Source organism: Inquilinus sp. CAU 1745 (assembly GCF_039839375.1).
Lineage (GTDB): Bacteria > Pseudomonadota > Alphaproteobacteria > DSM-16000 > Inquilinaceae > JBDOQU01.
In genome coordinates this window covers 56,513-79,550 of record NZ_JBDOQU010000015.1, presented here as the reverse complement: position 1 = coordinate 79,550, position 23,038 = coordinate 56,513, and the positions used below count along the sequence as shown (strand labels likewise).

At 66.6% G+C, this 23,038-nt stretch carries 22 protein-coding genes; 8 read left to right on the top strand and 14 right to left on the bottom strand.

Going from position 1 to position 23,038, the window contains the following annotated elements; genetic code table 11:
- Nucleotides 1-2: 2 nt before the first annotated feature.
- The 9 genes from AAFN89_RS16470 to AAFN89_RS16430 all read right to left on the bottom strand — a co-directional run bounded on the left by AAFN89_RS16470 (nucleotide 3) and on the right by AAFN89_RS16430 (nucleotide 11,419).
- Nucleotides 3-731 carry a DUF4424 family protein gene (locus AAFN89_RS16470; RefSeq protein ID WP_347540259.1) on the bottom strand — a complete coding sequence of 243 codons (729 nt, stop codon included), beginning with the start codon at nucleotides 729-731 and terminating at the stop codon, nucleotides 3-5.
- Between the two features lie 111 nt (nucleotides 732-842).
- On the bottom strand, nucleotides 843-1,637 hold the full coding sequence (locus AAFN89_RS16465; RefSeq protein WP_347540257.1) for a MetQ/NlpA family ABC transporter substrate-binding protein: 795 nt from the start codon (nucleotides 1,635-1,637) through the stop codon (nucleotides 843-845).
- A 37-nt stretch (nucleotides 1,638-1,674) separates the two neighbouring features.
- Nucleotides 1,675-2,334: a methionine ABC transporter permease gene (locus tag AAFN89_RS16460; protein ID WP_347540256.1), complete on the bottom strand. Its 660-nt coding sequence runs from the start codon at nucleotides 2,332-2,334 to the stop codon at nucleotides 1,675-1,677.
- Complete coding sequence (locus AAFN89_RS16455) at nucleotides 2,303-3,361, bottom strand: methionine ABC transporter ATP-binding protein (protein WP_347540254.1); 1,059 nt, start codon at nucleotides 3,359-3,361, stop codon at nucleotides 2,303-2,305. The genes AAFN89_RS16460 and AAFN89_RS16455 overlap by 32 nt, the downstream gene beginning before the upstream one ends.
- Before the next feature lie 342 nt (nucleotides 3,362-3,703).
- On the bottom strand, nucleotides 3,704-7,204 hold the full coding sequence (locus AAFN89_RS16450; protein ID WP_347540253.1) for an indolepyruvate ferredoxin oxidoreductase family protein: 3,501 nt from the start codon (nucleotides 7,202-7,204) through the stop codon (nucleotides 3,704-3,706).
- Nucleotides 7,205-7,622: 418 nt separating this feature from the next.
- Nucleotides 7,623-7,790 (bottom strand): hypothetical protein, encoded by a 168-nt coding sequence (locus tag AAFN89_RS16445; protein WP_347540252.1) that lies wholly within the window; start codon nucleotides 7,788-7,790, stop codon nucleotides 7,623-7,625.
- Between the two features lie 49 nt (nucleotides 7,791-7,839).
- On the bottom strand, nucleotides 7,840-8,265 hold the full coding sequence (locus AAFN89_RS16440) for a VOC family protein (RefSeq protein WP_347540250.1): 426 nt from the start codon (nucleotides 8,263-8,265) through the stop codon (nucleotides 7,840-7,842).
- Between the two features lie 7 nt (nucleotides 8,266-8,272).
- Nucleotides 8,273-11,008: a preprotein translocase subunit SecA gene (secA, locus tag AAFN89_RS16435; RefSeq protein ID WP_347540249.1), complete on the bottom strand. Its 2,736-nt coding sequence runs from the start codon at nucleotides 11,006-11,008 to the stop codon at nucleotides 8,273-8,275.
- 240 nt (nucleotides 11,009-11,248) lie between these two features.
- The gene (locus AAFN89_RS16430; RefSeq protein ID WP_347540246.1) at nucleotides 11,249-11,419 is read right to left on the bottom strand and encodes a hypothetical protein; all 171 of its coding nucleotides are present in this window, start codon (nucleotides 11,417-11,419) and stop codon (nucleotides 11,249-11,251) included.
- 204 nt (nucleotides 11,420-11,623) lie between these two features.
- Between AAFN89_RS16430 and AAFN89_RS16425 the strand changes: the two genes are divergently transcribed.
- The 6 genes from AAFN89_RS16425 to AAFN89_RS16400 all read left to right on the top strand — a co-directional run bounded on the left by AAFN89_RS16425 (nucleotide 11,624) and on the right by AAFN89_RS16400 (nucleotide 16,460).
- Entirely contained in the window at nucleotides 11,624-12,856 is a 1,233-nt protein-coding gene (locus AAFN89_RS16425; protein ID WP_347540245.1) for an O-antigen ligase family protein, read from the top strand.
- 61 nt (nucleotides 12,857-12,917) lie between these two features.
- Complete coding sequence (locus AAFN89_RS16420; protein ID WP_347540243.1) at nucleotides 12,918-13,430, top strand: OsmC family protein; 513 nt, start codon at nucleotides 12,918-12,920, stop codon at nucleotides 13,428-13,430.
- 38 nt (nucleotides 13,431-13,468) lie between these two features.
- Nucleotides 13,469-13,630 carry a hypothetical protein gene (locus tag AAFN89_RS16415; RefSeq protein ID WP_347540242.1) on the top strand — a complete coding sequence of 54 codons (162 nt, stop codon included), beginning with the start codon at nucleotides 13,469-13,471 and terminating at the stop codon, nucleotides 13,628-13,630.
- A 229-nt stretch (nucleotides 13,631-13,859) separates the two neighbouring features.
- A complete protein-coding gene (locus tag AAFN89_RS16410; RefSeq protein ID WP_347540241.1) occupies nucleotides 13,860-14,861 on the top strand; it encodes an aliphatic sulfonate ABC transporter substrate-binding protein in 1,002 nt (333 codons plus the stop codon).
- Complete coding sequence (locus AAFN89_RS16405; protein WP_347540239.1) at nucleotides 14,858-15,730, top strand: ABC transporter permease; 873 nt, start codon at nucleotides 14,858-14,860, stop codon at nucleotides 15,728-15,730. The genes AAFN89_RS16410 and AAFN89_RS16405 overlap by 4 nt, the downstream gene beginning before the upstream one ends.
- The gene (locus AAFN89_RS16400) at nucleotides 15,717-16,460 is read left to right on the top strand and encodes an ABC transporter ATP-binding protein (protein ID WP_347540237.1); all 744 of its coding nucleotides are present in this window, start codon (nucleotides 15,717-15,719) and stop codon (nucleotides 16,458-16,460) included. The genes AAFN89_RS16405 and AAFN89_RS16400 overlap by 14 nt, the downstream gene beginning before the upstream one ends.
- Nucleotides 16,461-16,474: 14 nt before the next feature.
- Here the strand turns inward: AAFN89_RS16400 and recQ are convergent, their stop codons facing one another.
- From recQ to AAFN89_RS16375, 5 genes are read right to left on the bottom strand one after another with little or no spacing between them, the layout of a single operon-like run.
- Complete coding sequence (gene recQ / locus AAFN89_RS16395; RefSeq protein ID WP_347540236.1) at nucleotides 16,475-18,286, bottom strand: DNA helicase RecQ; 1,812 nt, start codon at nucleotides 18,284-18,286, stop codon at nucleotides 16,475-16,477.
- Nucleotides 18,287-18,345: 59 nt separating this feature from the next.
- Nucleotides 18,346-19,572, bottom strand: a complete 1,227-nt coding sequence (locus tag AAFN89_RS16390; protein WP_347540235.1) for an MFS transporter — start codon at nucleotides 19,570-19,572, stop codon at nucleotides 18,346-18,348.
- Nucleotides 19,573-19,593: 21 nt separating this feature from the next.
- Nucleotides 19,594-19,956, bottom strand: coding sequence for an arsenate reductase (glutaredoxin) (gene arsC, locus AAFN89_RS16385; protein WP_347540233.1), 363 nt, complete (start codon nucleotides 19,954-19,956; stop codon nucleotides 19,594-19,596).
- Between the two features lie 14 nt (nucleotides 19,957-19,970).
- A complete protein-coding gene (arsB, locus tag AAFN89_RS16380; RefSeq protein WP_347540232.1) occupies nucleotides 19,971-21,020 on the bottom strand; it encodes an ACR3 family arsenite efflux transporter in 1,050 nt (349 codons plus the stop codon).
- 19 nt (nucleotides 21,021-21,039) lie between these two features.
- The gene (locus tag AAFN89_RS16375) at nucleotides 21,040-21,366 is read right to left on the bottom strand and encodes a metalloregulator ArsR/SmtB family transcription factor (protein ID WP_347540231.1); all 327 of its coding nucleotides are present in this window, start codon (nucleotides 21,364-21,366) and stop codon (nucleotides 21,040-21,042) included.
- Between the two features lie 42 nt (nucleotides 21,367-21,408).
- Here AAFN89_RS16375 and AAFN89_RS16370 point away from each other — a divergent pair, with 42 nt between their 5' ends.
- Both AAFN89_RS16370 and AAFN89_RS16365 read left to right on the top strand, forming a co-directional pair.
- Nucleotides 21,409-21,930 (top strand): DUF6428 family protein, encoded by a 522-nt coding sequence (locus AAFN89_RS16370; protein ID WP_347540230.1) that lies wholly within the window; start codon nucleotides 21,409-21,411, stop codon nucleotides 21,928-21,930.
- A gap of 118 nt (nucleotides 21,931-22,048) precedes the next feature.
- Nucleotides 22,049-22,969 carry a peptidylprolyl isomerase gene (locus tag AAFN89_RS16365; protein ID WP_347540228.1) on the top strand — a complete coding sequence of 307 codons (921 nt, stop codon included), beginning with the start codon at nucleotides 22,049-22,051 and terminating at the stop codon, nucleotides 22,967-22,969.
- Nucleotides 22,970-23,038 lie beyond the last annotated feature (69 nt).

The following is a 23,038-nucleotide window of genomic DNA, read 5'->3' as shown; positions in this document are numbered from 1 at the left end:
GGTCAGGACAGGATAAGGAAGCGTATGTCGGCGGATGGCACAACGCCGCGCCGGTCGATCGTCAGGGGTTGGGTGCTGGCCTGGCCGCGCCCGTTGACGCAGGCGAAGATCGTGCCGTCCTCCCCAGGATGCATGGTCACGATCAGCCGGTCGATCACGCCGGCCCAGTCGAGGTCGCGGCTCAGCGCATAATCGACCCGGCGGGCGGTCAGCGTCTCCCGCCCCTCCGCCTTCGCCGCTTCCAGCAGCCGCGCCAGCCGCGGGGCCAGCCTGTCGTTCATGCAGTAGTCGCGGCCCCAATCGTCCGCGCCGATGAGGATGGCGTTGATCTCCGCCTCGCCGAACGAGGCCTCCTCGACCGCCGGCCGGTAGCGCAGTTCCACCGTCGCCGTCGCGCCGGGGGCGATCACGCCTTTCCATAGGCCGTCGCCGACCAGCGTCTCGGGCTCCAGCGCCGCCCCGTCCAGTGTGACGGATATGCTGTCGGGGTCGATGGTCTCTTCGCCGCGGGGCAGGGAGAAGCCGACCGTCGCGGGTTCGTCACCGCGATGTCGGAAGGTGTAGCGGACCCGGACCTCCTCCGGCGCGATCAGCAGATCCTGCGCTTCCAGGGCCAGGTCGAAGGGCAGTTCCATGACCAGCCCGCCCGCGCCCTGCGGTTCCTTCTGGCCGGATGCGCCGGCCGTCAGGGCCAGCAGGATCCCAAGCGCCGCGATCGCCGTCCTTATCATCACCATCCTTTCGGCCAGCTGTCTGGATGACGACTATGCCGGCTGGGGGAAGGCGGCGCCACCCCGCCGGGAAGGGCGGGGCGGCGTCTTCGGGCTCATAAGTTCAGGGAATCACCAGCCGGGAACGACCGAACCGCCGAACCGCTCCTCGACGAACGCCTTCACCTCGTCGGTGTGATAGGCGTCGACCAGCGTCTGCACCCAGGGGGCCTCCGCGTCTTCCGCCCGCACCGCGATGATGTTGGTGTAGGGGCTGTCCGGCGTTTCCTGCGCGATGGAATCGGTGTTCGGGTCCAGCCCGGCCTCGACCGCGTAGTTGGTGTTGACGGCGGCGGCGTCCACATCCTCCAGCGACCGGGGAAGCTGGGCGGCATCCAGCTCCACGAACTCCAAATTCTTCGGGTTCTCCGTGATGTCGATGACGCCCGCGGTCAGCCCGGCCGCGTCGTCGACTTCGATCAGCCCTTCGGATTCCAACAGCAGCAGCGCCCGCCCGCCATTGGTCGGATCGTTCTGGATGGCGACGGTCGCGCCTTCCTCCAACTCATCCAGGCTGTCGACGGTCTTGGAATAGAAGCCCATCGGGAACACGACCGTCTTGGCGACGGAGACCAGGTCGAACCCGCGATCCTCGTTCTGGTTTTCCAGATAGGGCAGGTGCTGGAAGGAGTTGGCTTCGATGTCGCCGTACTGCAGCGCCTGGTTGGGCACGACATAGTCGGTGAACTCGATAACCTCGATCTCCAGCCCGGCCTCGGCGGCGATCGGCTTCACCACCTCCATGATCTCGGCATGGGGGCCGGCGGAAACGCCGATCCGGATTTCCTCGGCCTCTGCGGCCGTGGCGCCGAAGGCGGCGAGCGAGAGGCCGAGGGCGACGCGCCCGGCGACGGGGGGAAGGGACATTCTGTTCTCCTTTGGTTGGATAGACGTGGACTGAGGATTAAAGGATGCGCTTGTTGACCTTGCGGGCCAGCCCATCGCCCAGGCTCTGGACGATCTGCACCATGGCGATCAGGATCACCACGACGGCGGCCATCATCTCCGGCCGGAACCGCTGGTAGCCGTAGCGGATGCCGAGATCGCCCAGACCCCCGCCGCCGACCGCGCCGACCATGGCCGAATAGCCGATCAGGCTGACCAGCGTCAGGGTCAGGCCGGCGACAACGCCGGGCAGGGATTCCGGCAGCAGCACCTTTGAGATGATCTGCCGCGGGGCGGCGCCCATCGCCTGGGCCGCCTCGACCAGCCCCGGATCGACCTCCCGGATCGACGTCTCCACGATACGGGCGATGAAGGGGACGGCCGCCACGGTCAGCGGCACGATGGCCGCCGTGGTGCCGATGGACGATCCGGCGACCAGCCGCGTGAACGGGATGATCGCGACGACCAGGATGATGAAGGGCGTCGACCGGGTGGCGTTGACGATGGCGCCGGCGACCCTGTTGAAAGTCAGGCTCTGCAGGATTTCGCCGCGCCCGGTGATCGCCAAGAGGACGCCCAGCGGCAGGCCCAGCGCCGTGCCGATGATGCCGGACGCCGCGACCATATAGACGGTCTGCCAGCTGGCCTCAGCCAGCAGCAGCAAGAGTTGTTCGGACATGGCCGAGGACCTCGATGCCAAGGGATTGGGATTTCAGATAGACGATGGCGGCTTCGACCCGTGCGGGATCGCCCGCCGCCTCGACCACCAGCGTGCCGAAGGGGCGGCCGGCGATATGGTCGATCCGGCCATGCAGGATGTTGACGTCCACGCCATGGGTGCGGGCCAGCCGGCTGATGACGGGGTCGTTGGCGGTCGCGCCCAGGAAGGTGATGCGGATGACCGTGGCCGATCCGGCCGATGGCCGGTCTTCCAGCCTCTCAGCGACCTCGGCGGGCAGCCCGTGATCGACCACGCTGGCGACCAGCCGCTTGGTCAGCTCTGTCTCCGGCCGCGTCAGCACGTCGAACACGTCGCCTTCCTCCACGATCCGGCCGGCATCCAGCACGGCCACCCGGTGGGCGATGCGCTTGATGACCTCCATCTCATGGGTAATGACGATGATTGTCAGGCCCAGCCGCCGGTTGATGTCGCGCAGCAGGTCCAGGATCGACGCCGTGGTTTCGGGATCAAGGGCCGAGGTCGCCTCGTCGCACAGCAGCACCTTCGGGTCGCTGGCCAGCGCCCGGGCGATGCCGACGCGCTGCTTCTGCCCGCCGGAAAGCTCCGCCGGATAGCGGTCGCGCTTGTCGGTGAGGCCGACCAGCTCCAGCAGCGGCGCCACCTTCTCAGCGATCGCGGCTTTCGGCACGCCCGCCAGCTCCAGCGGCAGGGCGACATTGCCGAAGACGGTGCGGGAGGACAGCAGGTTGAAATGCTGGAAGATCATGCCGATCTGCCGCCGCGCCGCGCGCAGCTCCCGCTCCGGCAAATTGGTGATCTCCATCCCGTCGACGGAGACGCTGCCGCTCGTCGGCTGTTCCAGCAGGTTGACCAGCCGGATCAGCGTCGACTTGCCGGCCCCGCTGCGGCCGATCACGCCGAAGACCTCGCCGCGCTCGACCGCGATGTCGACGCCGTCCAGCGCCGTCACAGTCGCCGCGCCGTCCGTCTCGAAGCGTTTGACGACGTTCTTGAGAACGATCATCGGTCCTTTCCCTTCCGGGCAATAAAAAATCCGCCACGGCTCAACCGGGCGGATCGTCAGACCGCTCGCTTTAGCCGCATTTGTAAAGCGCCCGCAAGCTGAAGCTCAAATCGGCGCTGTGAAACCAATCTAGTATCGCTCCGGCGATTTGTAAAACCCCGAAGCCGCGCATGGCAGGCATGTTGCGGTGCAAACTCGCCTGCCACCGACTTCGTTGGTCACCTCCGACCTGATCGGAGGTCCAGGGGGCCTTGCCCTCGCAGACTTCGTAGGACCGACGCGAAGGCCGTTCCATTCGGCCCCTGGATGCCCGATCAGGTCGGGCATGACCAAATGCCGCCTCTATTCCGCCGCTTCCCGATGGCCGGGGGCAGGGCCATGGAAGGTTTGGACAAGCTGTTCCTCCCGCGCCCTGGCGATTGCGAGGTTCGCTTCCTTGACATGGCCGAAGCCGCGGATCGTCTGGGGCAGCCGGGCGATCTCCACGGCGACGGCGTGGTTCTCCGCATTCAGCCCGTCCAGAAGCTCCGCGATTCGCGCCTCATAGTCCGCGATCAGCCGCCGCTCCATCTTCCGTTCCGCCGTCCGGCCGAACGGGTCGAAGGGCGTGCCGCGCAGCCGCTTCATCTTCGCCAGAAGGCCGAAGGCGCGCAGCATCCACGGCCCGAAGGTCCGCTTCTTCAGATGGCCCGTCTCCGGGTCGCGGTCGGCCATGATCGGCGGGGCCAGGTGGAAAGACAGGCGGTAGTCGCCCTCGAACTGGTCCTGGAGGCGCTTCATGAACGTGCCGTCGGTATAGAGCCGCGCCACCTCATATTCGTCCTTGTAGGACATCAGCTTGAAGGCGGAGCGGGCGACGGCGTCGGTCAGTTCCGTGTTACCCGGCAGGATGGTCTCCTCCCGTGCCCGCACGCGGCCAACAAGATCGCGATAGCGGTCGGCATGGGCCTTGTCCTGATAATCGGTCAGGAAGGCGGCGCGCCGGTCGATCGCCTCCTCCAGCGTCCGGCTGATCGCGCGGTCGGCCATACGATCGTTCGCCCGGTCATCCGGCGCGGGGGCGACCATCGCCTCCACGGCCGCAAGATCGACCGCTGCCCGCCGGCCCCACAGGAAGGCGCGGCGGTTCATCGCGATGCCGACGCCGTTCAGCTCGATCGCCTTGTCGATCGCTTCCGCCGACACCGGAATCCGGCCGCGCTGGTAGGCGAAGCCCATCATGAACAGGTTCGTCGCGATGGAATCGCCCAGCAGCGCCGTGGCCAGCCGGGTCGCGTCGACCATGTCGACCAGCCCCTCGTCGCCGGCCGTCTGGCGGACGATGTCCACCATCTCCTTCTCCGGGAACCGGAAGTCCGGATCGCGGGTGAAGGCGCCGGTGAAGGTCCGCTGGCTGTTGATGACCGCCGCCGTGACCTCCGGCTTCATCTTGGAGACGCCTTCCGGAGAGGCCGCGACCACAAGGTCGCAGCCCAGCACAAGATGGGCACCGCCGGCCGCGATGCGGACGGCATTGATCGCGTCCGGCGTCGCGGCGACACGGACATGGCTGACCACAGCGCCGCCCTTCTGCGCCAGTCCCGCCTGGTCCAGCACCGACACGCCCCTGCCTTCAAGATGGGCCGCCATGCCGATCAGCGCGCCGATGGTCACCACGCCGGTGCCGCCGATGCCGGTGATCAGGATGCCGTAGGGATCGTCCAGCGCCGGCAGGGTCGGTTCCGGCAGGTCCGGCCAGTCGCCCCCGCTGCCGGCATCTGCGGCCTTCGGCTTGCGTACCGCGCCGCCTTCGACCGTGACGAAGCTGGGGCAGAAGCCGTTCAGGCAGGAATAATCCTTATTGCAGCTCGACTGATCGATCGCGCGCTTGCGCCCGAACTCCGTCTCCACCGGGACGACGGACAGGCAGTTGGATTTGACGCCGCAATCGCCGCAGCCCTCGCACACCTGCTCGTTGATGAAGACGCGCTTGGGCGGGTCGACCATCAGCTTCCGCTTCCGCCGCCGGCGCTTCTCCGCAGCACAGGTCTGGTCGTAGACCAGGACGGTAACGCCCGGCGTCTCGCGCAAATCACGCTGGATATGGTCCAGCTCGTCGCGATGGGCGACCGGGATATGGGCGGGAAGGACGCCCGTGCCCTCGTAACGCTCCGGCTCGTCGGTGACGACGACGATCTTCCCGGCCCCTTCGGCGGAAAGCTGGTCGACGATCATCGGCACGCTCAGCGTGCCGTCCACCGGCTGGCCGCCGGTCATCGCCACGGCGTCGTTGTAGAGGATCTTGTAGGTGATGTTGGCCTTCGCGGCGATCGCGGCCCGGATCGCCAGCACGCCGGAATGGAAATAGGTGCCGTCGCCCAGATTGGCGAAGACGTGCTGTGTCTCGGTGAACGGGGCCTGGCCGATCCAGGCCGCGCCCTCGCCGCCCATCTGGCTGAACGTCTCCGTGCTGCGGTCCATCCAGGTTGCCATGTAATGGCAGCCGATGCCCGCCAGCGCCCGGCTGCCTTCCGGCACCACGGTCGAGGTGTTGTGCGGGCAGCCGGAGCAATAGTGCGGCACCCGGTCCATCGCCGGATGCATCGTCACCTTCTGCCGCTCCTTGCCCTCCAGGAACTCCACCCGCTCCCGCAGGTCCGGACGGTCCAGCTTCTTCAGCAGCCGGCGGCCGATCACCACGGCGATCTGGGCCGGGGATAGCTCGCCGGTGGAGGGCAGGATCCAGTCGCGGTTCTCGTCGAACTTGCCGACGATCACCGGGCGCCTGTCGGCATGCCAGTTGTAGAGCTGCTCCTTCAACTGGTTCTCGATCAGCGCGCGCTTCTCCTCCACCACGATCAGCTCGTCCAGCCCCTCGGCGAAGGCGCGAACGCCCTGCGGCTCCAGCGGCCAGGGCATGGCGACCTTGTAGATCGCCAGCCCTATCTCCCGCGCCATCGCCTCGTCGATGCGCAGATCCTCCAACGCCTGGCGGACGTCCAGATAGCTCTTGCCGACGGTGACGATGCCGAAGCGGTGCTGCGGGGCGTCATAGATCACGCGGTCCAGCCGGTTGGCGCGGGCGAAGGCCAGCGCGGCGTAGAGCTTGTGCCGCATCAGCCTTTCTTCCTGCACCATCGGCGCGTCCGGCCAGCGGATGTTGAGGCCGCCGCGCGGCATCTCGAAATCCTCCGGCAGGACGATGTCGACGCGGTGCGGATCGACGGTGACGGAGGCGGAGCTGTCGACATTCTCCGCGATCGTCTTGAACCCGATCCAGCAGCCGGAATAGCGGCTCATCGCCCAGCCGAAGAGGCCGAGATCGAGGAACTCCTGGACGTTGGAGGGGTTCAGCACCGGCATCATCGCCGCTGCGAAGGCGTGCTCGGACTGGTGCGGGACCGTGGAGGACTTGCAGGCATGGTCATCGCCGGCCAGCGCCAGCACGCCGCCATGGGCCGAACTGCCGGCGAAATTGGCGTGCTTGAACACGTCGCCCGAACGGTCGACGCCGGGGCCCTTGCCGTACCAGATGCCGAAGACGCCGTCATATTTCGCGCCCGGCCACAGCCCGACCTGCTGGCTGCCCCAGACGGCGGTCGCGCCCAGATCCTCATTCACGCCGGGCTGGAATTCGATGTGGTTTTGCGACAGATACTTCCGCGCCTTCCACAGCGCCTGGTCGAAGCCGCCCAGCGGCGATCCGCGATAGCCTGAGATGAAGGCCGCCGTGTTCAGCCCGGCCGCCACATCGCGCTGCCGCTGCATCATCGGCAGGCGTACCAGCGCCTGCGTCCCGGTCAGGTAGACCCGTCCGGATTCCAGCGTGTACTTGTCGTCGAGCGTCACTGCCGCGAGCGTCATGGCGCTGTCTCTCCCTGGTCGCGAATTAGGACCGCGTGTTCTTTTTGTTCTCTCTAGAAGGTAACCCTTACTGACCTTTTCCTCAACGCGTCGACCGCGTGCGGCCTTAAAAAGCAACGAAGCTAGCCGCCGATGGTGCGACCTTTATGGAAAATAATCATTCCCCGCCCCGGCAACGATCGAAACATTCGATGCTGCAGTTGCGAAATAATTGGAAGCGCCCTTATCCTGAGCTTGTCGAAGGATCTGTGCCCACATGGTTCGACAGGCTCACCATGAAATTATCCAAGTTGGTCATTCCCGACTTGATCGGGAATCCATAGGCCGTCGCCGCTCCGCCGTCGGTGCAGGAGAGGCCACGGTCCCGCCCGCTATCGACGCCGCATGGATGCCGGATCGGGGTCCGGCATGACGGACTTCAGTGCCTCACATGGTTCGACAGGCTCACCATGAGGATTTTCTCGTAGTTGGTCATTCCCGACTTGATCGGGAATCCATAGGCCGACGCCGCTTCGCTGACGGCGAAGAAACGAGCGCCGCCAAGGCGTCCATCGACGCTGCATGGATGCTGGATCAAGTCCAGCATGACGTCTTTGGCGAAAGGGAGGCTCTCCTCGCCGTGAAGGGGGCACGCTTCAATAGTTCGGCCACAGTCCCGGCGTCGCCAGTTCGATCACATGGCCGTCAGGGTCGTGGAAATAGAGGCTGGCGCCGCCGCGGGCCCAACTCATCTCGCTGTAGATCGGAACGCCATGGTCGGCGAGGTGCGCCCGCCAGCGGTCCAGGTCCGCGCGCTCGATGGCGAAGGCCATGTGCAGCGGGCCCGCGCCGTCATGGCCGGGGACGGTGCCGCGTTCGTCGGTCATGTCCTCCAGCGTCGCGCCGCGGCGGAAGACCAGCAGGACGCCGCTCCGCCCCGCATCGAACGCCGTCAGGCGCGGCGTCTCGATCATCGGGGCGAGGCCCAGAACGTCCCGGTAGAAGGCGATGGCGCGCGCCATGCCGTCGACATAGAGCGCGGTCTCCAGAAGGCCGGCGATCCGTGGTCGGTCGTCCGGCATCCCGCGATCAGGCCCCGGCGGCTGCCACGACGCCGTGGCAGTGCTTGTACTTCTTGCCCGAACCGCAGGGGCAGGGGGCGTTGCGCGCCACCTTGCCCCAACTGGCCGGATCGCCCGGATCGATCCGGACCCCCAGCGGCGGCGCGGCGCGCGCCGGCTGGCCGCCGGCGGCCGCGGCGGGCTCGCCGGCTCCGGCCAGCGCCGGGTCCTGGCGGGTTTCGTGCATCTCCTGCGGCGGCGGCTGCTGCGGCACGGCGTCGGGACGGCCGACCCGCATCTCGACATGGGAGAGGACGCGCGTGACGCTCTCGCGCAACTGGCCCAGCATCGCCTGGAACAGCTCGAACGCCTCCGCCTGATACTCCCGCAGCGGGTCCCGCTGGGCGTAGGCGCGGAGCGAGATGCCCTGGCGCAGATGGTCCAGCGTCAGCAGATGGTCCTTCCAGGTCTGGTCCAGCACCTGGAGCAGCAGGCTCTTCTCGGCCATCCGCATTATGTCGGCGCCGTACTGCTCCTCCTTGGCCTTCATCTTCTCGTCGGAAGCGGCGCGCACCCGCTCCTCGATCTCGGCCTCGGCGATGCCTTCCTCCTTCGCCCATTCGTCGACCGGTAGGTCGAGATTGAGCGTCGTGGCAACCTGCTCCCGCAGGCCCGCCAGGTCCCACTGCTCGGAATAGGAATTGCTGGGGATGGCGGCGGAGACCATGTCGGCGATGATGTCGTGGCGCATCTCCTCGACCATCTGGGCCACGTCGGCCGTCGCCATGATCTCCTTGCGCTGGTCGTAGATGACCTTGCGCTGGTCGTTCATGACGTTGTCGAACTTCAGCAGGTTCTTGCGGATGTCGAAGTTCCGTGCTTCGACCTTCTGCTGGGCCTTCTCAAGCGCCTTGTTGATCCAGGGATGGATGATCGCCTCACCCTCCTGGAGCCCCAGCCGCTTGAGCATTCCGTCCAGCCGGTCCGACGCGAAGATGCGCATCAGATCGTCTTCCAGGCTGAGGAAGAACTTGGAGTGGCCGGGGTCGCCCTGCCGGCCCGACCGGCCGCGAAGCTGGTTGTCGATGCGCCGGCTCTCATGGCGCTCCGTGCCGACGACGTAGAGACCGCCGGCCTCCAGGACGATCTGCCTTGCTTCCTCGATATCCTTCTCGATCTCGGCGACCTTGGCGGCGCGGGCGGCCTCGTCCTCGATGCCCGCCGCCTCGTCGGCGACCCGCATCTCCAGATTGCCGCCCAGCTTGATGTCGGTGCCGCGCCCGGCCATGTTGGTCGCGATGGTCACCGCGCCCGGCTGGCCGGCCTGGGCGATGATGTGGGCCTCCTGCTCGTGGAAGCGGGCGTTCAGCACATTGTGCTTGATCTTCGCGGCCTTCAGCGCCGCGGCCAGGGTCTCCGACTTCTCGATCGACACGGTGCCGACCAGGACCGGCTGCCGCCGCGCGGAGCAATCCTTGATCAGCTCGATGATCGCGGCGTTCTTCTCCGGCCCGGTGCGATAGACCTCGTCATCGTCGTCGACCCGCGTGACCTCGACATTGGTCGGGATCTCCACGACCTCCAGCCCGTAGATCTCCCCGAACTCCGACGCCTCGGTCATGGCCGTGCCGGTCATGCCGGCCAGCTTGGGGTACATCCGGAAATAGTTCTGGAAGGTGATGGAGGCCAGCGTCTGGTTCTCGCGCTGGATCTTGGCCTTCTCCTTGGCCTCGATTGCCTGATGCAGCCCTTCGGAATAGCGCCGGCCCTCCATCATGCGGCCGGTGAACTCGTCGATGATGATGACCTTGTCATCCTTGACGATGTAGTCCCGGTCGCGCTGGAACAGCTTGTGGGCGCGCAAGGCCTGGTTGGCGTGGTGGACAAGGTTGACGTTGCCGACATCGTAAAGGCCGCCTTCGTCCAGCATGCCCGCCTCGCGCAGCATGATCTCGACCTTCTCCTGGCCGCTCTCGCTCAGGATGACGGTGCGGGCCTTCTCGTCCATCTCGTAATCGTCGGGCGCGAGCGACGGGATCAGCCGGTCGACCTTGATGTAGAGTTCGGAGGAATCCTGCGCGGGGCCGGAAATGATGAGCGGCGTGCGCGCCTCGTCGATCAGGATCGAATCCACCTCGTCGACGATGGCGTAGTTGAACGGCCGCTGGACCATGTCCTCCAGTCGGAACTTCATGTTGTCGCGCAGATAGTCGAAGCCGAACTCGTTGTTCGTGCCGTAGGTGACGTCCGCGGCGTAGGCTTCCTTGCGCTCGGGATCGGTCAGCCCGTGGACGATGCAGCCGACCTTCAGCCCCAGGAAGCGGTAGATCTGGCCCATCCACTCGCTGTCGCGGCTGGCCAGATAGTCGTTGACGGTGACGACATGGACGCCCTTGCCGCCGAGCGCGTTCAGATAGACCGGCAGGGTCGCGACCAGCGTCTTGCCCTCGCCGGTCTTCATCTCGGAGATCTTGCCCTGGTGAAGCACCATGCCGCCGACAAGCTGCACGTCGAAGGGCCGCATGCCCAGCACGCGCTTTGCGGCCTCCCGCACGGTGGCGAATGCTTCGGGCAGGATCTCGTCCAGGCTCTCGCCCTTCTCCAGCCGCTCGCGGAAGAGGTCGGTGCGGCCGCGAAGGTCGTCATCGCCGAGCGCCGCGAATTCCTCTTCCAGCGCATTGATCTGCAGCACGGTCTTGTGGAGCGACTTGACCACGCGGTCGTTGGCGGTGCCGAAGAATTTTCGGGCGAGCGCACCCAACATGGGCATAAACCTCGGATATGGAGCGGATGGCGGCTAGAAGGCCGTCAAGTCAGGATAAATGGTCCCGTCCCCGAACGGATTCAATCGCCGCCGCCCTCGGGCCGGAGAGGGTTCCGCCCGTCCCGCTCGGCCGTTGCGGGATCGGGCCTGTCGACAAGCGGGCGGACAATAGCCGATGAAAAGCCGATTTCCAACTGGCGGTGGCGGCGGTGTTGGGAGACGTCCAGGGGGCGGTCAGAATCAGACGCTGCCGCGCCGGGCCTGGCGGGCGGTCAGCATGGCTGCGGGGACCCAGAACATCAGCCATTCCAACCTGACGATCTCCGCCGACGAACTGCCCCGGCAGCACATTGTGGGGGGCGAACTATCCACGCCGATCACGTCCCAAGGGCAGGTCGTGGCCGAAGTCATGACCGCTGAGCCGGCCAAGCAATTTGCGGGCGTCGTGGCAGTATAGCCGCCGGGGACCCGCGATCCAGCCGCGACGATGCATTCGTTGGCCTCTTGCTGGCGCTCCGTTTAGCCGATAGGAAGCTGAAATCCAGCCGCGACAGAGGCGGGGACATCCTCGATCTGGACTCGGTTTATCCCCGAAGCACGACAAGCAGTTTATCCATGTCAGTTACCGACAAACTCCCGCGCCTTGCTCCTGCCCAGGGTGATGTTGTAGCGGAAAAACTACCCGCTTTCCTGTTTCTGATCGTCTCGCCGCTCGCCGTTGCGGCGCATCTGGGTGTGGCGGCGCTCCTGATTGTCGGCGGTGTGATAGCCATCGCCGCAAATCCGCGCGTTGCGGTGGATGCAAGATCGCTCCGTCCATTGATTGTTCTCCTCATAGTCCTCAGCCTATGGGCGGCGGCCAGTTCAGTCTGGTCGGTAAATTCACAACAGAGCCGAAGTGAAATATGGAAATTCCTGGCCGTTGAGGCCATGGGGCTGGTACTGCTTGGATCCGCTCTCATCCTCCGCGTGGAAGCAAGGCGACGGGTTCTTTACTACGCCGCGTCCGGCATATCGATTGCCATCGCCGGTTTGGCCGTACTGGCGATCATGAACTATTCCGGTTCTTTTCCAGTGGCGGATTATCGTAACGGGGCGACTGTTGTCATGCTGATCGCCTGCCCGATCATCGTGGGTTTGTTCGACCAGGGCCGTAGACGAACGGGCATTGCGATCGGCCTGTTTATGACCATCGTTGTCGTCGCAATCGGTAACGAAGCAACCAAACTAGCTTTGGCGGTAAGCATCGTCGTACTGCCCGCCGCGTTATTTTTTCCGAAGACCGTCGCTGCCATGATCGGTCTCGCATTGGCGACAATGATTTTTTTGATGCCCCTTGCGTCATTCAGTGACGCCTTCGTCTCCAAAATTCACCAGATGGCCCCGTGGATTGGCTCCTCAGGACTTCACCGCCTGATTATCTGGGGATTTACGAACGACGCCATCGGTGCAAGGCCGTTCCTGGGCTGGGGATTTGACGCGGCCCATTATCTTCCTCCCGGGCCGGCGTTGCAGGAAATGCCCCAGCTATCCTATCCAGTGCCGGCCGGGTTCGGAAAAGTGCCTCATCATCCGCATAACGCGGCTCTTCAATGGCGCGTGGAACTGGGGTTGCCGGGGGCAATCCTTTGCCTCTCGATTGCGCTTTGGTCACTTTGGCGGATTTGTTTGTCGGGTTGGTCCAGAAGTTCCAAGGCGTCGGCATTGGTCGCGGCCTCCGCCACATTGACAATCGCCTCACTCAGCTATGGCTTCTGGCAGACGTGGTGGTTTTCCTGCATATGGCTTGTCGCAATCTTGACGGTTGCTTGTGGCCGTAGTTCTCCAGATAGCCGCCATGAGATTTAAGGTGCTAGGGGCTTTGAGGATTTCATCCGAATAGCCGAAGTTTATTTTTGGGAGAAGAAAGATGGATTCCGCCGCGTTGAAATCCCTCCAGGCCCCGCTCAAGGCGCGCTATCGCGATGCGCCGGACGCGGCGCGGCTGACGCTGAAGGCCTCGGGCCAGCTCGGCGAAGGGGTCGTCTGCTCCGTCCAGACCGGCCGTACGATGGTGGAGGCGGGGCTGCATCCGGCGACCGGCGGCGACGGCCTCTCCCTCTGCTCAGGCGACATGCTGCTGGAGGCGCTGGTCGCCTGCGCCGGCGTGACGCTGAAGGCGGTCGCCACGGCGCTCGACCTGCCGGTCAATGGCGGGGCGGTTCGGGCGGAGGGTGACCTCGACTTCCGCGGCACGCTTGGCGTCGATCGGGAAGCGCCGGTCGGCTTCTCCGCCATCCGCCTCACCTTCGACCTCGACGCCGACCTCGATCCGGACAAGCAAGCCAGCCTGCTGAAGCTGACGGAGCGCTATTGCGTGGTCTACCAGACCCTCAAGGGCGGCGTGGACGTGACGGTGGAGCTGAAAGCGGCGGCGGGCTGAGAAGTCGGGAGCTTAAGTCTCTCCAGGAAGAGACCGTCATGCTGGACTTGATCCAGCATCCATACGGCATTGATGGCCGCCCGGACCGCGCCCGGTTCCTCGCCGTCGGTGATGGCGGAGAGGGCCTATGGATTCCGGATCAAGTCCGGAATGACCAAAAAACAAAACAAATTGGTAAAATTATCTATTTGACGTACTAATTTCGCTCTTATAGTTTTTCCACAGCGCCGATTTGAGGTTCAGCTTGCGGGCGCTCGATAAATGCAGCTAAAGCGAGCGGGGCAATGGAACCGCTCGGACCTCGGAAGACAGGTCGCGGAATCCGCCTCCATGCTTCCTTCGGTCCGGCTTCTTCCCCGCTTGGAACCTCGTTGACGCCACTGGCGCGCCGGGAGGTCCGGGCGCCGCAACGAAGGGGAAGCTTTGCCCATGTCCACCCGTTCCGCCCATGCCCGGTCCGTCGCCGGCGCGCTTGCCGCCCTCCTGGCCGTAGGCCTCGCCGGTTCCGCCAATGCGGAGACCGACCGCATCGCCATCGACTACGCCTATTACAACCCGGTCAGCCTGCTCCTGAAGGAAAAGGGCTGGCTGGAGGAGGAGTTCGCGGCCGAGGATATCGACATCGCCTGGGTGCTCAGCCTCGGCTCCAACAAGGCGCTGGAGTTCCTCCGGGGCGGCAGCGTCGATTTCGGCTCCACCGCCGGCGGCGCGGCGCTGCTGGGGCGCGCCAACGGCAATCCGATCAACGCCGTCTACATCTATTCCCAGCCGGAATGGACAGCACTGGTCACCCGACCGGATACCGGCATCGATTCGGTGGATGATCTGGCCGGGCGGCGCGTCGCCGTCACCCGCGGCACCGATCCCCACCTCTTCCTCCTGCGCGCGCTGAACGAGGCGGGGCTGAGCGAGGACGATCTGGAGGTCGTGCTGCTCCAGCATCCCGACGGCGCCCGCGCGCTGGTCCAGGGATCGGTCGACGCCTGGGCGGGGCTGGACCCGCACATGGCGCAGGTGGAGCTGGAGAATGACGCGATCCTCTTCTACCGCAACACCGACTTCAACTCCTATGGCGTGCTCAATGTCCGCGAGGATTTCGCCGAGGAGAATCCCGAACTGACGGAGCGGGTGCTGGAGGTCTATGAGCGGGGCCGCCGGTACGCTCTGGAGAATCCCGACGAGGTCCGGGACATCCTGATCGCCGCCACCCGGCTGGACGAGGCCGTGGCCGAACGCCAGCTTTCCGAACGCACGCTCTACCCCGATCCGGTGATCGGCGAGGGCCATGCGGTGAACTGGCAGGCGGTGGGCGAGACCTTGCAGGAGATCGGGCTGATCCGGCCCGATGCCGATATCGCCGCGCTGGTCGACGACCTGATCGATTCCTCCTACGCCGAACGGGCGGTGGAGCGGCAGCAGGCGCAACGGTGACGGCCAGCGCCGACTCCGCCGGCGTCGACACCGCCGGGCGCGTCCGGCCGGCCCCCGCCGCCGGCGCGCGCCGGCGGTTCCGGCCGGGCGGGTCGCTGAAGGGCTGGATCGTGCCGGTTGCTATCGTCCTTCTGTGGGAAGGGCTGTCGCGCGCCGGATTGTTCGATCCGACCCTGTTGCCCGGCCCCTCGGCGGTGCTGGACGAACTCCGCTACCAGCTTGAGCAGGGGGATCTCTTCCAGCATATCGGGATCACGCTCTGGCGGGTCGTCCTCGGGTTCGGCGCGGGGCTGGCGGCGGCGACTTTCTTCGGCGCGCTGACCGGCTATTCCCGCACCGCCCGCGCACTGCTCGACCCGACCCTCCAGGCGCTGAAGGCGGTGCCGTCGCTGGCCTGGGTGCCGCTCTTCATCCTGTGGTTCGGCATCTTCGAGGCGTCCAAGATCACCCTGATCGCGGTCGGCGTCTTCTTCCCGATCTACCTTGCGCTCATGAGCGGCATCCAGGATGTCGACCGCAAGCTGGTCGAGGTCGGGCGGGTGATGGGCTTCTCCCGGCTCGCCATCGTCCGGCGCATCCTGCTGCCGGCGACGCTGCCCGCCTTCTTCATCGGCGCCCGGTCCGGTCTGGCGCTCGGCTGGATGTTCGTGATCGCGGCGGAACTGATGGGCGCCAGCAAGGGGCTGGGCTTCCTGATGTTCGACGGCCAGATGACCGGCCGGCCGGCCCAGATCATCGCCGCGCTGATCCTCTTCGCGCTGATCGGCAAGGCGACGGACGCGCTGCTGGCGCTCTGCGAACGCCGGATGCTGCGCTGGCGCGACAGCTTCGGCGGCATGAAGGAGGGAAAGCCCGATGCTCAGCCTTGAAGGCCTCGTGAAACGATTTCCCAATGGCACGCTGGCGCTCGACGGCGTCGACCTGACCGTCGGGGAAGGGGAGATACTGGGGATCGTCGGCACCAGCGGCTGCGGGAAATCCACGCTGCTGCGCCTGCTGGCGGGGCTGGACCACCCGACCGGCGGACGGGTGGTGGTGGACGGCGCGCCCGTGGCCGAACCGTCGCCTTCGGTCGGCATGATCTTCCAGGAACCGCGCCTGATGCCCTGGCTGACGGTGACGCAGAACGTGACCTTCGGCATCGCCGGCTTGCCGAAGCCCGAACAGGCGCGCCGTGCCCGGGAGACGCTGGCCCGCGTCGGCCTCTCCGACTTCGCCGAGGCCTATCCGCGACAGCTTTCCGGCGGCATGGCGCAGCGCGTGGCGATTGCCCGCGCGCTGGTCCGCCGGCCCTCCATCCTCCTGCTGGACGAACCGTTCAGCGCGCTGGACAGCTTCACCCGGCTCACCCTCCAGGACCATCTTCTGAAGATCTGGGAGGGCGGGGCGTTGACCATGGTTTTCGTGACGCACGATCTGGAGGAGGCGCTGGCGCTCAGCGACCGGGTGGTGGTGATGCGCAGCCGCCCCGGCCGCATCCACAACGTCCTGCAACTCTCCGACCCGCGTCCGCGCCGCCGCGATTCCCAGCGTTTCCAGTCGCTGAAGACGGAACTGATGGCCGCGCTCGATCTCTATGAGGACGCAGCCGGCATCTGACCGGCGGAACGCTTCTACCGTCCCGCCACCACCTCGAGGAAGGCCGCGCCGTAGCGGTCCAGCTTCGCCCGGCCGACGCCGGGCAGACGGGCCATGTCGTTATAATCGCGCGGTTTGTCCCGCGCGATCTCGATCAGCGTGGAATCGTGGAAGATGACGTAGGGCGGCACGCCCTGCTCCTTCGCCAGTTCCATCCGCCGCCGGCGCAGCGCCTGAAACAGCGTCTCGTCGGCTGGATCGACCAGATGGGCGCGCGACCGGCCGGACTCGCCGCCCCGCCCCACTTTCGCGCGCGGATCGCGGCGGAACTCCACCCGCTGGTCCCCGCGCAGGATCGCCCGGCATTCCTCCGCCAGCCGCAGCCCGCCATGCCCTTCGATGTCGGTCACCAGAAGGCCGTGGGCGACTAGCTGCCGGAAGACGGATTTCCAGGAATCGCGGCCGATATCCCGGCCGACGCCGTGGACTGTCAGCCGGTCATGGCCGACGGTGCGCACCTTCTCCGTCTCCGCGCCCATCAGCACGTCGATGACATGGGCCGCGCCGAACCGTTGGCCGGTGCGATAGACGGCCGACAGCGCCTTCTGCGCCTCCACCGTGCCGTCATAGCTCTCCACCGGCTCCAGGCAGGTGTCGCAGTTCCCGCAGGGGTCGCCGCGGTCGCCGAAATATTCCAGCAGCACCTGCCGGCGGCAGCGGGTCGTCTCGCAATAGCCCAGCAGGGCGTCCAGCTTCCGCCGTTCTATCCGCCGCTGGGCTTCCGGCGCCTCGGACCCTTCCATCAATTGTCGGAGCTTCGCCACATCCTCCAGCCCGTAGGCCATCCAGGCGTTCGACGGCAGCCCGTCGCGCCCGGCGCGGCCGGTCTCCTGGTAATAGGCCTCCAGGCTCTTGGGCAGGTCCAGATGGGCGACGAAGCGGACATCGGGCTTGTCGATGCCCATGCCGAAGGCGATGGTCGCCACCATCACCACCCCTTCCTCCTTCAGGAAGCGGTCCTGATGGGCGGCGCGGGTCTCCGCCGGCAATCCCGCATGGTAGGGCAGGGCGGTCCAGCCCTTCTCCCGCAGCCAGGAGGCCGTCTCATCCACCTTGTTGCGCGACATGCAATAGACGATGCCGCTCTCGTTCTTGTGCTCGGCCTCCAGGAAGGCCAGAAGCTGCGTCCGCGCGCTATTCTTCGGCGTCACCCGATAGCGGATGTTCGGCCGGTCGAACCCGGCGACGAAGGTCCGGCTGTGCCGATCCGGATCGTCCAGCCGCAGCCTTTCGACGATGTCCTTCCGGGTCGGCCCGTCGGCCGTCGCGGTCAGCGCCACGCGCGGCACGGTCGGGAAGCGGTCGTGCAGGATCGAAAGCTGGAGGTAGTCGGGCCGGAAATCATGCCCCCATTGGGAGACGCAATGCGCCTCGTCGATGGCGAAGAGCGCGATCCGACAGTCGGCCAGCCGGTCCAGCAGCCCGTTGCCCAGCAGCCTTTCCGGCGCGACATAGAGCAGGTCCAGCTCGCCCGCATATAGCCGCCGGTAGGTCTCCCGCGCCTCATCCGCGCCCAGGCTGGAATTCAGCGCCGCCGCGCGGACGCCCAACTGCCGCAGCGCCTCCACCTGGTCCTGCATCAGCGCGATCAGCGGGCTGACCACCACGCCCACGCCGTCCCGCGCCAGCGCGGGGATCTGATAGCAGAGCGACTTGCCGCCGCCGGTCGGCATCAGCACCAGCGCATCGCCGCCGGAAATCACATGGTCGATGATCTCCGCCTGCTCGCCGCGGAACCGGTCATAGCCGAAGATCGTCTGGAGAATCTCAAGGGGTGGGCGCGCCATGGCCCCGCTTATACTACATCTGGAGATCGGGCCAAGGCGCGAAATAAGGGCAAGTCGCCCTATGCCGGGTCGCCCCACCGGGCATGCAGGATCGCCAGCGTCAGCACGACGCAGAGATTGGCCGCCGCCAGCCCGGCGACCATGACGAAGACCGCCTCCGCCCCGCCCCGGTCGATCAGGAAGGCGCCGGCCGAAGGCGCCAGCGCCTGGGCGACCAGGGTCGGCATCGCCAGCCTGCCCATCAGCACCGGATAATCGCCGGGACCGAAGAGCGCCAGCGGCAGCGCGCCCCGTGCGATGGTCCAGATGCCCAGCCCGGACCCGTAGAAGACGAGCGCCAGCGCCGGTATCGAGAGGCCGGAATAGAGCAGGAGGATGCCCGTTGCGCCCAGGATGGCGGCGGCCGTGAGGGTCCGGATCGGATGATAGTGGCGGCCGAAGGCGATCTCGAACAGCCGGCCGCCGACCTGCGAGGGGCCGATCAGCATCCCCATCGACACGGCCGCCGCCAGCGCGACGCCCCTGGCGTCCAGCAGGGCGATCAGATGGACCGACATGGTGGTGGCGATGATCCCGGCGATGACCAGCGCGGCCGCCAGCAGGAGGAACATCCTACGCCCTCGCGGCGACAGGTCCGGTGAGCCGGCCGGCCGCGCGGCGGTTCCGTTCGGCGGTGGCGGAGCGGCGGCTTTCCTCGGCAGACAGGAGAGAAGCAGCGGCAGCGACAGGCCGATCTGGATCGCCGCGTAGGCGAGGCAGGTTCCGCGCCACCCCACCGTCTCGACCAGCCAGGCCGACAGCGGCCAGCAGACCGTGCTGGCGAAGCCGCCGAAGAGGGTGAGCGTGGTGATCGGCCGCCGCGCCGCCTTGCCATAGAGGCTCCCCAGCGTGGAGAAGGCGGGATCGTAGAGGCTGGCGCTCATGGCGAGGCCGATGATCAGCCAGCCGGCCAGGAAGACCGGCAGGGTCGGGGAGAGGCCCAGCAGCGCCAGCCCCGCGCCCATCAGCGCCGCCCCGCCGGCCAGCACGCCGCGCCCGCCATGCCGGGCGATCAGCCGCCCGACCTTGGGCGCGGCCAGTCCCGACACCAGAAGGGCGGCGGAGAAGCCGCCGACGACGAAGGTCAGCGGCCAGCCCGTATCCTCGGCGATCGGCCCGGCGAGGACGGTCAGCAGATAGAAGGAGGTCCCCCAGGCCAGAATCTGGGTGATCCCCAGCGCGACGAGGATGCGCCGGCCGTGCGGCATGGGCGCGGCGGCCGGCTCGCCGGGGGGATCGGCTGCCATGATCGTCCGGAATCCGCTTGCCTACTTACGGGGCTGCGGCAGGATATCCAGGACGGCTTCCGACGGTCGGCAGAGCCGCGTGCCCTCGGACGTGACGACGAACGGCCGGTTGATCAGGATCGGGTGTTCCAGCATGGCGTCCAGAAGCCGGTCGTCGGTCAGCGCCGGATCGTCGAGGCCCAGCTCCGCATAAGGCGTGCCCTTCTCGCGGATCGCCTCGCGGACGGTCAGGCCGGCATCGGCGATCATCTTCTTCAGCGCGTCCCGCTCCGGCGGCGTCTTCAGATATTCCACGACCGTCGGCTCGATTCCCGCATCGCGGATGAGCGCCAGCGTGTTGCGCGACGTTCCGCAGGCGGGGTTGTGATAGATGGTGACACCCATCGCACTGGTCCTCTTCACGCTTCGCTAGTGGAATCGACAGCGATTCCCCGTTCGTACCATCCCCGGCTGCGGTTGACGATCCAGACCACCGACAGCATGACCGGAACCTCCACCAGCACGCCGACGACGGTCGCCAGCGCGGCTCCGGAGGTGAAGCCGAACAGGCTGATCGCGGCGGCGACGGCCAGTTCGAAGAAGTTCGACGCCCCGATCAGCGCCGAAGGGCCGGCCACGCAATGCCGTTCGCCCGCCGCCCGGTTCAGCAGGTAGGCGAGACCGGAGGTGAAGTAGACCTGGATCAGGATCGGGACCGCCAGCAGCGCGATCACCATGGGCTGGGCCAGGATCTGCTCCCCCTGGAAACCGAACAGCAGGACCAGCGTCGCCAGCAGCGCGACGAGCGACAGGGGCTGCAGCGCCTTCAGCAGCCGGTCCAGCGCCGCCTGTCCGCCCGCCGCGAGCAGGCGGAGGCGCAGGAGCTGGGCCGCGATCACGGGGATGACGATATAGAGCGCGACCGACAGGACGAGCGTCCCCCACGGCACCGTGATCGCCGACAGGCCGAGCAGAAGCCCGACGATCGGCGCGAAGGCCACGACCATGATCGCGTCGTTCAGCGCCACCTGCGACAGGGTGAAGTGCGGTTCCCCCCGCGTCAGGTTCGACCAGACGAACACCATGGCGGTGCAGGGCGCGGCGGCCAGGATGATCAGCCCGGCGATGTAGGAATCGATCTGCGCCTCCGGCAGGTAGGGCCGGAACAGCCAGCCGATGAACAGCCAGCCCAGCAGCGCCATGGAGAATGGCTTGATCGCCCAGTTGATGAACAGGGTCACGCCGATGCCGCGCCAGTGCGCGCCGACCTTGCGGAGCGCCGCGAAATCGATGCGCAGCAGCATCGGCACGACCATCAGCCAGATCAGCAGGGCGACGGGGATGTTGACCTTGGCGACCTCCATCGCGCCCGCCGCCCGGAAGAAATCGGGGACCAGATGGCCGAGGGCGACCCCCGCGACGATGCAGAGCGCGACCCAGAGGGTGAGGTACCGTTCAAAGATGGACATGGGCGTGCTCAGGCTTCCGTCAGGCAGGGAGAGGGGCGGAGGGCGGGGCGCAGATTTCCGGCCGGCCGGCGCAGCAATCCTCCATCAGGAACCGGATAAGGCCGCTCAGCGCTTCGTACTCCGCGCAATAGATGATCGACCGGGAATCCCGCCGCGCCGCCGCCAGGCCGGCCCGCTGGATCTCCTTCAGATGGAAGGAGACGTTGGAGGGGGAGACGCCCGCCGTCTCGGCGATCGCGCCGGCGGCCATGCCCTCCGGCCCCGCCCGGACCAGCAGGCGGAGGATCCGCAGTCTGGTTTCCTGCGCCATCGCGCCGAACGCCATCAGGGCTTGCTTTTCATCCATATTTCAATAATCCTAAAATTATCGAACTAAGGAGTACGACAAATGATCGATGCCGACAACCCCGAAATCGCCAGCCTGCCGCGTCCGGACGACATCTCGATCGGTGAATTGCTTGGCTTCCTCGCCGACCATTCCGACAAGCCTCTGGTCTTCCTCTATGACGGCAGGCCGGTGCGGCCGGGCTACCATGTGACGGAGGTGAAGGCCGCCCGGTTCTCCGCGCTGGATTGCGGGGCCAATCCCGAAGCCTGGCCGGAGATCTTCGTCCAGCTATGGGATGTGGACGAACAGCCTCGCCAGCACATGCCGGCCGGGAAGTTCAAGGCCATCATCACCAAGGTCTCCGACCATGTGGCGCTGGAGGCCGACGCGAAGCTGACTTTCGAGGTCAGCGACGGGATCGCGCCGATGCGGCTCTACAAGGCCGGTTCGCCGGAAATCGTCGATAGCCGCGTCCATGTCGCCCTTGCCCCGCGCCCGGCAAGCTGCAAGCCGAGGGACAGGTGGCTGGAAAGCCAGGGTCGGAACGGCGCGGGATGCTGTGGCGATTCGGCCCCGGCGTAGGCTCGCCGCGCCTTGTGGCCGCCGCAAAGCTGTGTTCTATGAAGCGCCGACCGGGCTGGATGCCCGCCGGATCATCGGTTGCTGATTCACGACCGTTTCGAAAGGATAGAAGCCTCCCATGTCTCTCCACGCATTGCGCAGCGCCGCCGGCGCCGCCGCGCTGACGCTCGCCCTCGCGGGCTGGACTCCGGCCATCGCCCAGGACGATGCCGCGGCCTCCTCGGAGGAGCCGGCCGAGGACCGGGTCGTCGCCGAAGTGAATGGCGAGCCGATCTATGAGAGCGAGGTGATGGCGGCGATGCAGAACCTGCCGCCGCAGCTTCGCCAGATGCCGCCGCAGATGGTGGTGCCGATGCTGGCCGACCAGCTTGCGACCGGCCTGCTGATTTCGGAGCAGGGCTACGCCGAAGGGCTGGAGGACAGCGAGGAGGTGCAGGAGCGTCTGGCCGACGCCGAACGCCGCATCGTCCAGGATGTCTGGCTGAGCCGGGAGATTGAGGAGCGGATCACCGACGAGGCGGTGGATGAGGCCTATCAGCAATATCTGGAGGAGAACCCGCCGGCCGAGGAGGTGCATGCGCGCCACATCCTGGTTGAGACGAAGGAGGAGGCCGAGGCGCTGATCCAGCAGCTTGAGGACGGCGCTGACTTCGCCACGCTGGCCAACGAGAACTCCACCGACGGCAACGGCACGAGCGGCGGCGACCTGGGATATTTCCGCCAGGAGCAGATGGTCGAGCCGTTCGGCGCGGCCGCCTTCGCGATGGAGCCCGGAACCGTCAGCGAGGAGCCGGTGGAGACCCAGTTCGGCTGGCACGTCATCAAGGTCGAGGAAAAGCGCCTCTCCGAGCAGCCTTCGCTGGAAGAGGTCCGCCCGCAGCTCGAAGGCGACCTGACCCAGGGGGCGATCCAGGAGATCGTGGCGGAGCTGCGCGCCGACGCGGAGATTGTCATCTTCGGCCCCGACGGCGAACCCCTCCCCGCCGAAGGCGAGGAAGAAGCCCCGGCGGAGGGTGAGGAAGAAGCGCCGGCGGAATAAACCGCCATTGATCTCCAACGGAAAGCCCGGCCCTCGCGCCGGGCTTTCGCGACTCCGGATGGAAGGCTG

Bases quoted from the DNA above. Each gene is read 5' to 3' on its own strand.
- AAFN89_RS16420 (WP_347540243.1), top strand. From the start codon at position 12,918: ATGGATTCCGCCGCGTTGAAATCCCTCCAGGCCCCGCTCAAGGCGCGC.
- arsB (WP_347540232.1), bottom strand. From the start codon at position 21,020: ATGTCCATCTTTGAACGGTACCTCACCCTCTGGGTCGCGCTCTGCATC.
- AAFN89_RS16465 (WP_347540257.1), bottom strand. From the start codon at position 1,637: ATGTCCCTTCCCCCCGTCGCCGGGCGCGTCGCCCTCGGCCTCTCGCTC.
- AAFN89_RS16390 (WP_347540235.1), bottom strand. From the start codon at position 19,572: ATGGCAGCCGATCCCCCCGGCGAGCCGGCCGCCGCGCCCATGCCGCAC.
- AAFN89_RS16470 (WP_347540259.1), bottom strand. From the start codon at position 731: ATGATAAGGACGGCGATCGCGGCGCTTGGGATCCTGCTGGCCCTGACG.
- AAFN89_RS16370 (WP_347540230.1), top strand. From the start codon at position 21,409: ATGATCGATGCCGACAACCCCGAAATCGCCAGCCTGCCGCGTCCGGAC.
- AAFN89_RS16365 (WP_347540228.1), top strand. From the start codon at position 22,049: ATGTCTCTCCACGCATTGCGCAGCGCCGCCGGCGCCGCCGCGCTGACG.
- AAFN89_RS16425 (WP_347540245.1), top strand. From the start codon at position 11,624: ATGTCAGTTACCGACAAACTCCCGCGCCTTGCTCCTGCCCAGGGTGAT.
- secA (WP_347540249.1), bottom strand. From the start codon at position 11,008: ATGTTGGGTGCGCTCGCCCGAAAATTCTTCGGCACCGCCAACGACCGC.
- recQ (WP_347540236.1), bottom strand. From the start codon at position 18,286: ATGGCGCGCCCACCCCTTGAGATTCTCCAGACGATCTTCGGCTATGAC.
- AAFN89_RS16430 (WP_347540246.1), bottom strand. From the start codon at position 11,419: ATGACTTCGGCCACGACCTGCCCTTGGGACGTGATCGGCGTGGATAGT.
- AAFN89_RS16460 (WP_347540256.1), bottom strand. From the start codon at position 2,334: ATGTCCGAACAACTCTTGCTGCTGCTGGCTGAGGCCAGCTGGCAGACC.
- AAFN89_RS16410 (WP_347540241.1), top strand. From the start codon at position 13,860: ATGTCCACCCGTTCCGCCCATGCCCGGTCCGTCGCCGGCGCGCTTGCC.
- AAFN89_RS16445 (WP_347540252.1), bottom strand. From the start codon at position 7,790: ATGCTGGACTTGATCCAGCATCCATGCAGCGTCGATGGACGCCTTGGC.
- AAFN89_RS16415 (WP_347540242.1), top strand. From the start codon at position 13,469: ATGCTGGACTTGATCCAGCATCCATACGGCATTGATGGCCGCCCGGAC.
- AAFN89_RS16450 (WP_347540253.1), bottom strand. From the start codon at position 7,204: ATGACGCTCGCGGCAGTGACGCTCGACGACAAGTACACGCTGGAATCC.
- AAFN89_RS16440 (WP_347540250.1), bottom strand. From the start codon at position 8,265: ATGCCGGACGACCGACCACGGATCGCCGGCCTTCTGGAGACCGCGCTC.
- AAFN89_RS16400 (WP_347540237.1), top strand. From the start codon at position 15,717: ATGCTCAGCCTTGAAGGCCTCGTGAAACGATTTCCCAATGGCACGCTG.
- AAFN89_RS16375 (WP_347540231.1), bottom strand. From the start codon at position 21,366: ATGGATGAAAAGCAAGCCCTGATGGCGTTCGGCGCGATGGCGCAGGAA.
- AAFN89_RS16455 (WP_347540254.1), bottom strand. From the start codon at position 3,361: ATGATCGTTCTCAAGAACGTCGTCAAACGCTTCGAGACGGACGGCGCG.
- arsC (WP_347540233.1), bottom strand. From the start codon at position 19,956: ATGGGTGTCACCATCTATCACAACCCCGCCTGCGGAACGTCGCGCAAC.